Source organism: Pseudoalteromonas amylolytica (assembly GCF_001854605.1).
GTDB lineage: Bacteria > Pseudomonadota > Gammaproteobacteria > Enterobacterales > Alteromonadaceae > Pseudoalteromonas > Pseudoalteromonas amylolytica.
Genome location: NZ_MKJU01000025.1, coordinates 672,274 through 684,748 on the forward strand (window position 1 = coordinate 672,274; position 12,475 = coordinate 684,748).

The 12,475-nt window shown below is 41.2% G+C and carries 10 protein-coding genes and 1 pseudogene; 6 read left to right on the top strand and 5 right to left on the bottom strand.

The features are described 5' to 3' along the window. The first annotated feature begins 1 nt into the window (after position 1). The 3 genes from odhB (at position 2) to sucD (ending at position 3,724) form a co-directional block, all read left to right on the top strand. Positions 2 to 1,507, top strand: coding sequence for a 2-oxoglutarate dehydrogenase complex dihydrolipoyllysine-residue succinyltransferase (odhB, locus tag BET10_RS09570; protein ID WP_070985314.1), 1,506 nt, complete (start codon positions 2 to 4; stop codon positions 1,505 to 1,507). Positions 1,508 to 1,685: 178 nt separating this feature from the next. Next, the gene (sucC, locus tag BET10_RS09575) at positions 1,686 to 2,852 is read left to right on the top strand and encodes an ADP-forming succinate--CoA ligase subunit beta (RefSeq protein WP_070985316.1); all 1,167 of its coding nucleotides are present in this window, start codon (positions 1,686 to 1,688) and stop codon (positions 2,850 to 2,852) included. Then, positions 2,852 to 3,724 carry a succinate--CoA ligase subunit alpha gene (gene sucD / locus BET10_RS09580; RefSeq protein WP_070985318.1) on the top strand — a complete coding sequence of 291 codons (873 nt, stop codon included), beginning with the start codon at positions 2,852 to 2,854 and terminating at the stop codon, positions 3,722 to 3,724. The genes sucC and sucD overlap by 1 nt, the downstream gene beginning before the upstream one ends. Positions 3,725 to 3,897: 173 nt before the next feature. Here sucD and BET10_RS09585 read toward each other — a convergent pair whose 3' ends face one another. After that, complete coding sequence (locus BET10_RS09585) at positions 3,898 to 5,514, bottom strand: hypothetical protein (protein WP_139158550.1); 1,617 nt, start codon at positions 5,512 to 5,514, stop codon at positions 3,898 to 3,900. 174 nt (positions 5,515 to 5,688) lie between these two features. Here BET10_RS09585 and BET10_RS09590 point away from each other — a divergent pair. The 3 genes and pseudogenes from BET10_RS09590 to BET10_RS09600 all read left to right on the top strand — a co-directional run. After that, positions 5,689 to 6,045 (top strand): annotated as a pseudogene (locus BET10_RS09590) (succinate--CoA ligase subunit alpha); the annotation flags it as partial. Positions 6,046 to 6,286: 241 nt separating this feature from the next. Continuing rightward, positions 6,287 to 6,970 (top strand): translesion DNA synthesis-associated protein ImuA, encoded by a 684-nt coding sequence (gene imuA, locus BET10_RS09595; RefSeq protein WP_070985323.1) that lies wholly within the window; start codon positions 6,287 to 6,289, stop codon positions 6,968 to 6,970. Further along, positions 6,967 to 8,370, top strand: coding sequence for a Y-family DNA polymerase (locus BET10_RS09600; RefSeq protein ID WP_070985325.1), 1,404 nt, complete (start codon positions 6,967 to 6,969; stop codon positions 8,368 to 8,370). Before imuA ends, BET10_RS09600 begins: the two co-directional genes overlap by 4 nt. Before the next feature lie 162 nt (positions 8,371 to 8,532). Here the strand turns inward: BET10_RS09600 and BET10_RS09605 are convergent, their stop codons facing one another. The 4 genes from BET10_RS09605 to BET10_RS21465 form a co-directional block, all read right to left on the bottom strand. After that, positions 8,533 to 9,699 (bottom strand): hypothetical protein, encoded by a 1,167-nt coding sequence (locus BET10_RS09605; protein WP_070985328.1) that lies wholly within the window; start codon positions 9,697 to 9,699, stop codon positions 8,533 to 8,535. 19 nt (positions 9,700 to 9,718) lie between these two features. Further along, on the bottom strand, positions 9,719 to 10,729 hold the full coding sequence (locus BET10_RS09610) for a hypothetical protein (RefSeq protein WP_070985329.1): 1,011 nt from the start codon (positions 10,727 to 10,729) through the stop codon (positions 9,719 to 9,721). A gap of 124 nt (positions 10,730 to 10,853) precedes the next feature. Next, positions 10,854 to 11,816, bottom strand: a complete 963-nt coding sequence (locus BET10_RS09615; protein WP_070985330.1) for an ATP-grasp domain-containing protein — start codon at positions 11,814 to 11,816, stop codon at positions 10,854 to 10,856. Between the two features lie 177 nt (positions 11,817 to 11,993). Then, positions 11,994 to 12,155: a hypothetical protein gene (locus tag BET10_RS21465; RefSeq protein WP_170829129.1), complete on the bottom strand. Its 162-nt coding sequence runs from the start codon at positions 12,153 to 12,155 to the stop codon at positions 11,994 to 11,996. Between the last annotated feature and the right edge of the window lie 320 nt (positions 12,156 to 12,475).

The window sequence follows — 12,475 nt, forward strand, 5'->3', positions numbered from 1 at the left end:
GATGACAACCGAAATTAAGGTTCCTGTTCTTCCTGAGTCAGTTGCAGACGCTACTGTAGCAACTTGGCACGTTAGCGTTGGTGATACAGTAACTCGTGACCAAAACCTTGTAGATATTGAAACTGACAAGGTTGTATTAGAAGTTGTAGCGCCTGAAGATGGTGTGGTCACTGAGATCAAGGAAACAGACGGTGCGACAGTGCTTGGTGAGCAAGTTATCGCAATTTTAGGTGCTGCTGACGAGAAAGCCAGCGCGCCTGCTCAATCAAATGAACAACCAGCAGCGTCATCATCGGCGCCAGCAGCAGAAGGTAAAGAAGTGGACATTAAAGTACCTGTACTTCCAGAATCAGTAGCAGACGCTACAATCGCAACTTGGCATGTTCAACCAGGTGAAGCGGTAAGCCGCGATCAAAATCTGGTTGATATTGAAACTGACAAAGTAGTATTAGAAGTTGTTGCACCAGAAGATGGTGTAATGGGTGAACATCTACACGCAGAAGGTGACACTGTACTTGGAGAGCAAGTGATCGGTAAGATTAAAGCCGGTGCTGCTCCAGCTGCATCTTCAAGTGAAAAAACAGAGTCTAAATCAGAGTCTGCACCAGCTTCTTCAGATGAGAACTCTGATGTGTTAACACCATCAGTACGTCGTCTTATCGCTGAAAAAGGCTTAGATGCTTCAAAAATCAAAGGTTCAGGTAAGGGTGGTCGCATCACTAAAGAAGATGTTGATGCATTCTTAAAAGCGCCAGCGGCAAAACCTGCTGCTGAAAAAGCTTCTGCACCAGCTGCACCATTGGGTGAGCGTACACAAAAACGTGTACCAATGACTCGCCTGCGTAAGACAATTGCAAATCGTCTACTTGAAGCGAAGAACTCAACAGCAATGTTGACCACTTTCAACGAAGTAAACATGAAACCTATCATGGACCTTCGTAAGCAGTACAAAGATGTATTCGAAGAGCGTCACGGTATTCGTTTAGGCTTCATGTCTTTCTACGTGAAAGCGGTCACTGAAGCACTTAAGCGTTTCCCTGAAGTGAATGCGTCAATTGATGGTGATGATATTGTTTATCACAACTACTTCGATATCAGCATCGCTGTATCAACACCACGTGGTCTTGTAACACCGGTACTACGTGACTGTGACAAGCTATCAGTTGCTGAAATCGAAAAAGGTATTCGTGAGCTGGCTCTCAAAGGCCGTGATGGTAAGTTAACAGTTGATGATATGACAGGTGGTAACTTCACTATCACTAACGGTGGTGTATTTGGTTCGCTACTTTCGACGCCAATCATTAATTTGCCTCAGTCTTCAATCTTAGGTATGCACAAAATCCAAGACCGCCCAATGGCAGTTAATGGTAAAGTAGAAATCTTACCTATGATGTATTTGGCGCTGAGCTATGACCACCGTCAGATCGATGGTAAAGAATCTGTAGGCTTCTTAGTAACAATTAAAGAGCTATTAGAAGATCCTACACGTCTATTACTAGACGTATAATCATAATTGATTAGATATTAAGCTGTATGTTCTTTCATACAGCTTTTTTTTTGCGCCTTTGGTCTAACTAGGGTTTTCATCCTAAGCCTTGGGATCTATACTAGGAGCGCAATTTGGGATAGCTGATTATTTGCATAAATATTCAGCTTTTTTAGTATAAGAAATTGGATAAAGCATCATGAATTTGCATGAGTATCAGGCAAAACAACTATTTGCCGACTATGGTTTGCCAGTATCTGAGGGTTTCGCTTGTGATACACCTCAAGAAGCGGTAGAAGCAGCTGCTAAAATCGGCGGCGACAAATGGGTAGTTAAATGTCAAGTACACGCCGGTGGCCGTGGTAAAGCAGGCGGTGTAAAGCTTGCTGACAGCAAAGAAGAAATTCGCGCATTCGCTGAAAACTGGTTAGGTAAAAACTTAGTAACTTACCAAACGGACGAAAAAGGTCAGCCAGTAGCTAAAATCTTAGTTGAAAGCTGCACAGACATCGCTAACGAATTATACCTAGGTGCTGTAGTAGACCGTGCAACTCGCAAAGTAGTTTTCATGGCATCTACCGAAGGTGGTGTTGAAATCGAAACTGTTGCAGAAGAAACACCAGAGCTAATTCATAAAGCTGAAATTGATCCACTAGTTGGCCCTCAGGCATACCAAGGTCGTGAGTTAGGCTTTAAACTAGGTCTAAACCCAGCACAGATTAAACAGTTCGTTAAGATCTTCATGGGTCTTGCAACTATGTTTAACGACCACGATTTTGCACTACTAGAGATCAACCCTCTAGTAATCACTGATCAAGGCAACCTTCACTGTCTTGACGGTAAAATCGGTGTAGACGGTAATGCATTGTTCCGTCAGCCTAAGATCCGTGAATTCCACGATCCTTCACAAGAAGATGCACGTGAAGCACACGCAGCAAGCTTCGAGCTTAACTATGTTGCTCTAGACGGTAATGTAGGTTGTATGGTTAACGGTGCTGGCCTTGCGATGGGTACTATGGACATCGTAAACCTACACGGTGGCAAGCCAGCTAACTTCCTAGACGTAGGTGGCGGCGCGACTAAAGAGCGTGTAGCTGAAGCATTCAAGATCATCCTTTCTGATGACAATGTTAAAGCAGTACTAGTTAACATCTTCGGTGGTATCGTACGTTGTGACATGATCGCTGAAGGTATCATCGGTGCAGTTAAAGAAGTTGGCGTACAAGTACCAGTAGTTGTACGTTTAGAAGGTACTAATGCTGAACTAGGTCGTGAAGTTCTAGCTAACTCAGACCTTGACATTATCGCTGCAGAATCACTAACAGATGCTGCACAGAAAGTTGTTGCTGCTGCGGAGGGCAAATAATGTCTGTATTAATTAATAAAGATACTAAAGTAATCTGTCAGGGTTTCACTGGCGGTCAAGGTACTTTCCACTCTGAGCAAGCTATCCAGTACGGTACGCAAATGGTTGGTGGTGTATCTCCTGGTAAAGGCGGTCAAACTCACCTAGGTCTACCTGTATTCAACACAGTACGTGAAGCTGTAGAAGAAACTGGCGCAACTGCATCAGTAATCTACGTTCCAGCACCTTTTTGTAAAGATGCGATCTTAGAAGCTATCGATGCTGGTATCGAGCTTATCGTTTGTATCACTGAAGGCATCCCAACACTGGATATGGTTGACGTTAAAGTTAAGCTAGACCAAACTGGTGTTCGTATGATCGGTCCTAACTGCCCAGGTGTTATCACTCCGGGTGAAACTAAGATTGGTATCATGCCTGGTCACATCCACAAGCCTGGTAAAGTAGGTATCGTTTCTCGCTCTGGTACGTTAACGTACGAAGCGGTTAAGCAAACGACTGATGCTGGTTTCGGTCAGTCTACTTGTGTTGGTATTGGTGGTGACCCAATTCCTGGTACTAACTTCATCGACGTACTAGAGATGTTCCAAAACGATCCGCAAACAGAAGCAATCGTAATGATTGGTGAGATCGGTGGTACAGCTGAAGAAGAAGCTGCTGAGTACATCAAGCACAACGTAACTAAGCCTGTAGTATCTTACATTGCTGGTGTAACTGCACCTGCAGGTAAGCGTATGGGTCACGCAGGTGCTATCATCGCAGGCGGTAAAGGTACTGCTGACGAGAAGTTTGCAGCACTAGAAGAAGCAGGCGTAAAGACTGTTCGTTCACTAGCTGATATCGGTTCAGCACTTAAAGAAAAAGCGGGTTGGTAATCTAGTAATTACCAATTTGATTTAAAAGGCTCCTTCGGGAGCCTTTTTTGATCTTGCATTCATCGTCTGTCGTCAAATGCTACTTTTATAGTCTGGGTTTAGCGTTGTAGTGTGTGATTAGGTATGCGTCTGTACAACCGCACTTTTTAAACGTATCACTGACTTACGCATTGTTATTTAGCTTGGATAGGCTTTACAATGCTGATGAAGTCGTTGAGGCCTATATCCCTTGGTGAACCAAGCGTCACAAAATGCTGGCTACTAGTAAGTGCAGTGTTTGTTTCGGCAACGTTAGCTGAGTGAACGGTAAGGCCTGAGACTTGGTGCTGCCATTGTTTTTTTCCACTGTAATCTACATAGATATTATGCATATCACCATCTTGCCAGTTGATGTTACCTTGATATAGGTCTACATAACTAATAAACATATTTCCGTACTGATCTACAAGCATATTTTGTTCTGTGATAAAGCCTTCTTTAACATCTGCGGATTCAATAAGTTCCCAAAGAAGCTCATTTGTATTCGACACTCTAAAGTAACCATGCTGATTCGTGTGAGAGCTATACACCCAAAGCATTATATCGGCGTTTCCTGCAATGGACAACTGGCCGATATAGGGCAGCATATCAATATCAATCCGGCGTTGCCAAAGTGGTGTTTTATCTGAGTCAAAATACTGCAGGTTAATCTCGCTTAATAGCGCAATATCGCCATTAGGTAGTAACGCAGAGTCAATAGGGGTGTCTGGAGCCAACATACTGAGTTTAAGCTCGGAGCCATCAAGGTTTGCTGTTGCAGTAAAAGCATTTCTTTTATGTAAAGACGAACAAATTGCTAAATCGTTACCACAGCGCAGAGTCGCACCGACTAAGTGCACCTTATCATCGACTATTTTGGCATCCTGAATGGTAAATTTACCTAGATAATTTTCCATGGGAGTTAGAGGAGAATTACCTGTGGTTAGCTCCCCTTCTGAGCTTATAAATAAAAGCTGTTGATCCCCTCCTAGCATATAAAACCCGAGGTTATCAAAGCTTGTAACAGAATAATGGCGATTAAGGCGATTTAAACCGAAAGGTAGTGATAGGGTTTCTCTTTTAATTTCATTAAGTTGTTCATCAAGAAGTACAAATATGGCCACATCAGTTTCAAAGCGATCATATGCAAGCAAAGCATAGCCATTGCCTTGTTCTATCACGTGTATAGTGGATCTTTTATCAAAAAGATACTGTTGAGCATCTTGCGCTTTTTCAAGTTCACCATTTCCGTTATATATTGCAATGAACTGGGAATGGGTGTTTGTAGTGCCTACAGCCATAATTTTATCATTGCTTAGTGCCTTTACTGCGCTGATATCACTGTGTTCGCGTATTACGCTGAAAGGCTGGGTTTGTGATGTTGATACATTTACTTTAATTAAAGCGTTATTGGAGTCATCTTTACCATCGTTTGCGACATAGCTCGCTAATTGTTCGCCATATACACCATATGGTACGTTTAGAGTAAGTAAATTGGCATTTATACTTGCATCAATGTGATCAAATTTTTGGGTTAGAGAATAAGTCAAAGGTTCGTTATCGATATCTGTGCCAATTAACTCTATCGTGGTATTGCTACCCGCATCTATATCGACGAGAACTTCGCTCACTGTGGGTGGCTTATTAGTTTTGGTTGTCTGTTGCTCTGCTTGTGTCTCCAATGAGCTTAGATCGCTATTGCTTGCACTTCCACCACAACCGGCCATCAATATGGTTATAGCGAAAATAGTAGAAGCTTTTTTATGTTTCATTTGATTACCCATTTTATTTAAACGAGGAATTATACCTATAAGTGGGAATTGTAGATACTAAATCGTTGCTTTAGAGTAAATTTTTACCCTTTATTTTGGGTATTAACTTTGAGCTTGTTACCACATGATTAGATGTGTTTGGGCATCTATCGAAGTTTGCTGATTTAAAAGTAGTCTACTTGTGTAGGTATCGGTGGTGACCCAATCCCTGGTACTAACTTCATCGACGTACTAGAGATGTTCCAAAACGATCCGCAAACAGAAGCAATCGTAATGATTGGTGAGATCGGTGGTACAGCTGAAGAAGAAGCTGCTGAGTACATCAAGCACAACGTAACTAAGCCTGTAGTATCTTACATTGCTGGTGTAACTGCACCTGCAGGTAAGCGTATGGGTCACGCAGGTGCTATCATCGCAGGCGGTAAAGGTACTGCTGACGAGAAGTTTGCAGCACTAGAAGAAGCAGGCGTAAAGACTGTTCGTTCACTAGCTGATATCGGTTCAGCACTTAAAGAAAAAGCGGGTTGGTAATCACCGTCTAGCTTTTTTAAAGTGAATAGCAAATGCCAGTCTTTATGACTGGCATTTTTGTTTTTCTATTCTGCTCTTTCGATCATCCATGCAGACCTTCCTTTTCGTTAAGCTCACTCACAAAACTTGTACACAAACTGGATATAGATTTAAGGCGCAATACTGTGCGTATTTTGATCTTGAAGTTTACCTGTGAATAATTATACTGTTTATATATACAGTGTAATTTGTTTTATGTGACATGAGCAAGATCATTGATCTATTACAGCATCGACAGTGGGTATGGCAGGGGAGTAGTCAGGCTCATCAGCTGCCAGAGCGTGTTAGCACCGGTATTTCGTTGTTAGATATTAAGCTGCAAGGTGGTTTACCTAAGCGGGGAATGGTTGAAGTTCAGGCGGATAACGGTATTGGTGAATTGCAGATTTGGCTGCCTTATTTACAACAGCATCAACATCTAATTGTATTCATCAATCCTCCGGGGTGCGTCAATGCACACCATTTCTATCACTTAGGGTTCGATCACAAACAACTAATGTTCATAAATACCAACGCAGAGGTTGATGCGCTATGGGCTGCTGAACAGTGTTTGAAGAGCAGCGCTTGTAGTGTAGTGCTATTGTGGCAGAGTGCTTTAAGTATCGCGCAGGCTAAGCGATTACAACTCGCATCGGAGCAAGGTGGGTGTACATTGTTTTTATACAGACCTAAATGTGTACAACAGTTTTCATTACCTGTTGCGTTGTGTTTGCAATTGACGGGGCATTCACACGGTATTGCTGTGCAAATTAAAAAGCAAAGGGGTGGTTGGCCTCAGAAAAGCTTTATGCTTAGCTTGGCTGATTATTGGCCACAGTTAGTCGCAGAACAAGGGGAAGCAAGTAATGTAACGGTTTTCCCAACGCCTATACGGTACGCAAAATGACTTTATGGCTATACCTACATTTTAAACATCTACAACTGGATAGCTTGGCATTATCAGATAACCCCGATCCTGTGGTGATTGTGGACGGCCATAGCAATAGAGTGGTACAGCTTTGCAAATTAGCTAAACAGTCTGGCATCACGGTAGGTATGGGTTTAGCTAGTGCAGCCAGTTTATCTGAACGATTACAGGTTATCGCTTACGATGAGCAAGCGGAAGAGGTGCGTTTGCAAGAGGTCACGCAGTGGCTGTATCTCGTTACAGCCGATATTAGCCTGTTTCCACCGAATGGTATTTTGCTTAAGGTGAGTAATATGTTGTCGTTATATCAGGGGTTGTCTGCGTATTGGCATCATATACAAACACATTTATCACATTTGGGCCTTGATTATCATTATGCGACGGGCTATTCGGCGCAAGCCGCAAGGCTGCTTGCAAAGGGGGGAACAGACATCATAACGGATGATGCTTCTTTATTGCAAAGCAGTATGAATGATTTTAATTTATCGCAAACAGACTTGTCTGAGCGTATTTGTGAGCAGCTAAGGCGAGTTAGAATTACTAAGCTTTCACAATTATTGTGTATTCCGGTGAGTGAGCTGGCAAAACGTTTTGAGATTGAACTGGTACACTATGTGGGCCAGTTACAAGGGCAACTAAAATATCCTTTAATATTTTATGTACCAGAGGAGCAGTTTTCCCGCCACCTTACCTTATTGTTTGAGCTTGAAAATCTGCAATGGCTTACAAAGCCGATTACAAAACTACTTGAACAACTAGAATTGTTTTTGCAACAACGTAATAAGCTAGCTCAGCAAGTATCATTGATGTTGCAATTGCGAGATGCGGAGCCTGTATCGATACAGGTTGGCTCTACCGTAGGAGAAAGCCGTGCACATACATGGCTTTCTTTACTTGAATTAAAGCTTTCTAATATGTCGCTTGATGCGCCTATTCAGGCAATCACTTTGTCTGCTGAGTATTTAGTGGATAATCAATGTGTAAATAATGATTTGTTTCAAATTCAGCAAGATAAATCAGCACGGCCCACTTTAATTGCAAAGCTACAAGCCAAGTTAGGTAAACGTTCAGTGCAGGGGGTTGAAATTGACTCAGATCACAGGCCAGAACGAGCCTTTCACTTTGTGGAGCCCTTACATGCGCATACACAGCCCGTGCGCATAAAAGGATTGCAGCGGCCCAGCATGTTATTGCCCAAAGTTGCTCCATTACAAGAAAAGGTGACTATCTATTTTGGGCCCGAGCGGATCTGTACTGGCTGGTGGGATAATCAAGCGGTCACTCGTGACTACTATATTGCTCGTAGCGAGCTTGGAAAGTGGTTATGGATTTTCAAAGAACCATCACAACAATGGTTTGTACAGGGAGTGTTCTGCTAGTGAATGCGGCTGCACAGCAGGGCGCAGCCGCTAAAACATGATTCATTTTGTGTGTTAACACTCAGATATGACTGAAATGATGGGCAGGAATCACTGATATATGAATACTGGCAAAGGTGATAATTACCACTTCTATATAAAAGTTTCAGATTATAAATGTTCTTAATTGCTAATCGCTGTGTTTACTTGTTTAAGTAGATGTCCGGTTTTACCATAAACAAAAATAGAGTCGCCATAGCGTACTCGTACATACGCAGGCTTGGCAGGATTTAGCCATAAATATCTGTCAAATGGGACGGTATTGTCGATGTTTTTACCCACCTCAACATAGCATGGAAAGGTGTTGTCACACCATTTCTCATCTAACCTTTGGCTTTTATGATTGGCCATATACCATGCGGGTCTATTAGCAATTTTTGTTTGCTTAGGCCAGTAAACGGCAATATCAAAGTGGCTTTCTGCAGGTTGCCAATATTGTTCTTGTTCAGATTTAAAGACAACGGGAGCCCAGTGATGTACATCAGCAATGTGGGTGGATAATAGGGCTGTTTGGTCAATGGTTAGTGGGTCGATATCTAGCTTCTCTGCCAAGATGCTTGCTAGTTTGTGTTTCTCGTCAATATGGCTATAACCACAATGAACAATAACTTTGGCATAGGGGTCAAGCGCAAACGTCTTATTGATGATATTTTCAGCGCCTTCTTTTTCTCTGTCATACATATACTTATCGTAGCTGACAAGAGTATAACCTAACTCTTTAGCAACACTTACCAACTCAGAGAATGCTGGGTCACGCAGATAAATACCGCTTTGATTGGTAGCATAGCCTTGTTTATTAATACGCAGCTCGTCTTTTTGAGCCAGAGCCTCAAGTGCCAGATATGAATAGCCTTCGTTTTTTAGGCGTATCAGCAGCTCCTTGGTAAGCCATCTGTGCTTTGGAATATGATGTGCCTCGTTGACCATCAGTAATTTGCGTTGCTTAGCAAGCGTTGTGATCTCATCAAGCGCATCGTAGGCGGTAAAGTTATATAAAGTCTGCTGTTGTGAAATAGCCTGACCGAATTGGTACAGTTGCTCAGCATGCTCGTGTAAGCCAATGAAAGAAAAATAGGTAGCAATAAATTGATGAATTAAGTCTCGAGATTGCGTGTCTAGCTCGTTTTCAATAAGCACACTTTTATGACGTTCGAACACCTCACCAACGTTCTTTTTCATACCTAAGTTAACTAAATCTTTTTGAATCGCAACTACTTCAGGGTGCAGCTTAATGGCGTTAGCATCTAAGGTGGTAAACAATATTAAAAGTAGTAAAACGACTCTGTTCATTATTTTTGCTCTCTTATGATTATAATTTGCAAGTTGTGCTTGTAACAGTGGTGTCGTGCCAAACCCCTTCTGTAGGGTCATAAGTACAATTGTTTGGTGCAGAACTTAAAATATCCTTATCTTGCCTATTCCACAAAGAGTTTGTACAACTTAGGCGATATTCGCAAATACGGCATTTATCTATTTTATCTTTACTCATAGAAAAATAGGATTTTGTCTTAGGGCTATTAATAACGTTGCTTAAATCCAAACTGTTTTCTGCCTTACCAAATAAATATAGATCAAAAGGGTGAGGGTAAACATATTTATTTTTATTGATGAAAATATTATCTGCGCGATAGGTACCAAGTTTGTTATGTCTACAGCTATATAAGTTTGATTGTAAGTGACTGCCTTTATGAACAATATCATTTGGAAGTGTAATAACTTCAACGCCATTAATTTCTGTTTTGTAGTCACTATTTGGCTGGGCTAAAAAGAAGTCTAGATTATGGCGAATCCCAAAGTAAACATTTTCATTTTTAAGGTGTTTCGGAAGCAAAATACCGCATTGGTTAAAGCCGTGACGCTTAGCACTATTGAATATATCGGACGCGTTTTCATACGCTTGTTTACTATCGTTGGCAAAACTAACAATTAAACTATGTGTTGCCCTGTGCTTTCTTAACCACTTAGCAATGTTCTCAAACCAGTCTAAACGAGTATTCTCGCTGATTTCGATATAGAAGTTCCTGATCTTTAACACGGGGCTTGGCTCAATACTGATGGGTTGATATGCCACGAAGGACGGGACTTCTAATAACCATTTATTATGACGCAAAAAGTCCAAGTAACTTTTTACGACATCAGCATGTGCACTAAATCGGATCAGTATGTCTTGATAGTTGGTCTTTTTACAGGTGGCGATATATTCAATAACTTCTATAACACTCAGCGGAACGGATTGTACTTTTTCGTCATGTAGGTGCATCAGAAGGGCTTTTTTATATCCTTTACACCATGTCACAGCGGGGTTTATTATTATTTTCATTGTAATACCCCTTTAAAATGTGAATGGTTTCTTCGCTATATTCCCTGCATACAGACAATCATAGTAGGTTAATGGATGTACATGGGAGATAGGCTTTGTTTGAAATAATAATATAAATGGCATGTTAATCCTCCTGCATCAGCCAATGGGCAACGGCTTCGGTGATTTTCAGGCCCGTTGCACTTTCTACCCAACCCCATTGTCCAATAGGGTTTAATTCAATAAATACATACTCATTTTTGCTGGTTAATATCATATCGATAGCACCAAATACTAGGCCTAAATCGGCCATAAGGCTCAGTATTCTTTGTTGAATATCCTCTGGAAGTTGATAGGGGAAATAATTGACTTTCTGTAAATCAGATTCTCTAATATCGACTTTATATTGGTTGTGTAAGTCAACTTCAGTGGCAGCGCTAAACAGTTTATTGCCTACCACAGTGATTCTCAGTTCCAACAGGCGATCTACTCTAGCTTGCAGTAGGGTTGGGCAAAGCGCTAAGTGAGTAAAATCCTGAGTGTGTTCATCAGTGATAGCACTGGTAAAAACCATAGAAAACCCATAATGAGAAATGGGCGCTTTCATAATTCTTTTAGTTATAACATCGCCATTACAAGCGCTATAGAACTTATCAGCACTGGTTTTACTCTGTGTAATGGTGGTGCTAGGAATGGTTAGTCCAACTTTTTTCGCTGTGCTCAATTGAACAATCGGGTTGTTTGCCTTGTCGTCACTCCATGGATTGTTCATCCATTGCGCTTCGGTGAGGCTTTCTAACCCTTTATATAAGGTTAAACATTCATCAACAATAAATCTTTGTTGATTCTCAGGTAACTGGCTGCTAGGTGTAATTGCACCTCGACGGCGTGCCCATACAGAGGTGACTTTATCGAGTTCTACAACACTTATACTGTTTACCCCTGATACATCTTCTATTTTTGAACCGTTATTTAAATCATATTCAAAATGAATATTAGTGGGAATATCTTCACCATTTAAACGAAACCAAGGCTTATTATAAAAATTGAGAATATCTATAATTTCAGAAGTATTGGGTTCAATAAGCTGAGAAAGAATCAAGATCATAGTGTGTTATGCTCATTATCAGTATCAAAAAGCAGTACGATAAATACTACTGGCATAGGATGTAGGCTTACTTTTAAAGGTTTTACGCTGAGCAAGCCCAGAACAAGAATGGAACGGTATAATCTAGAAATGGTGCTCGGTCATACAATTCCATTCTTTATAGGGTTAACAAATCACTTAGAGGTGCCCGTTATCCCATTCAGTATCACAGACGCTTTTATCGCAGCTGTCTGTTAAGGTTGCTGTATTTGAAGGAGCTAAGTTGCCACCCGATACTTGAGCGAGTAGCTCTTCAGAATCGATGGGTTCAAAAGTAGTAGGCGTGGTTTTCTCTGTCATCTTAATATTCCTTATTAAAACTAATATGGTTGAAATGACACTCTTTGCATGTTGCAAAGCTAGAACAAGTGAACATCTGTTCGAAAACGATAAACACTATACATCTGTTCATAGTGTCTGAAAGCGCAGCGCCGTGCTTTAAGATCAATTTAAGCCTCAAATTAACCTTTAGTCAACAAAATAGTAATCTTAATTTTACATTGGTGTTATAGAGGTATTGTGAGTAGATAAATATAATGGGAGAGTATAAAAAAACAGCTAAACGGCAAGCGCTTAGCTGTTTGGATAGTTGTTATTATCAAGCAGTGAAGTGAGCTTCA

Bases quoted from the DNA above. Each gene is read 5' to 3' on its own strand.
- odhB (WP_070985314.1), top strand. From the start codon at position 2: ATGACAACCGAAATTAAGGTTCCTGTTCTTCCTGAGTCAGTTGCAGAC.
- sucC (WP_070985316.1), top strand. From the start codon at position 1,686: ATGAATTTGCATGAGTATCAGGCAAAACAACTATTTGCCGACTATGGT.
- BET10_RS09600 (WP_070985325.1), top strand. From the start codon at position 6,967: ATGACTTTATGGCTATACCTACATTTTAAACATCTACAACTGGATAGC.
- BET10_RS09610 (WP_070985329.1), bottom strand. From the start codon at position 10,729: ATGAAAATAATAATAAACCCCGCTGTGACATGGTGTAAAGGATATAAA.
- BET10_RS09585 (WP_139158550.1), bottom strand. From the start codon at position 5,514: ATGAAACATAAAAAAGCTTCTACTATTTTCGCTATAACCATATTGATG.
- BET10_RS21465 (WP_170829129.1), bottom strand. From the start codon at position 12,155: ATGACAGAGAAAACCACGCCTACTACTTTTGAACCCATCGATTCTGAA.
- BET10_RS09605 (WP_070985328.1), bottom strand. From the start codon at position 9,699: ATGAACAGAGTCGTTTTACTACTTTTAATATTGTTTACCACCTTAGAT.
- imuA (WP_070985323.1), top strand. From the start codon at position 6,287: ATGAGCAAGATCATTGATCTATTACAGCATCGACAGTGGGTATGGCAG.
- sucD (WP_070985318.1), top strand. From the start codon at position 2,852: ATGTCTGTATTAATTAATAAAGATACTAAAGTAATCTGTCAGGGTTTC.
- BET10_RS09615 (WP_070985330.1), bottom strand. From the start codon at position 11,816: ATGATCTTGATTCTTTCTCAGCTTATTGAACCCAATACTTCTGAAATT.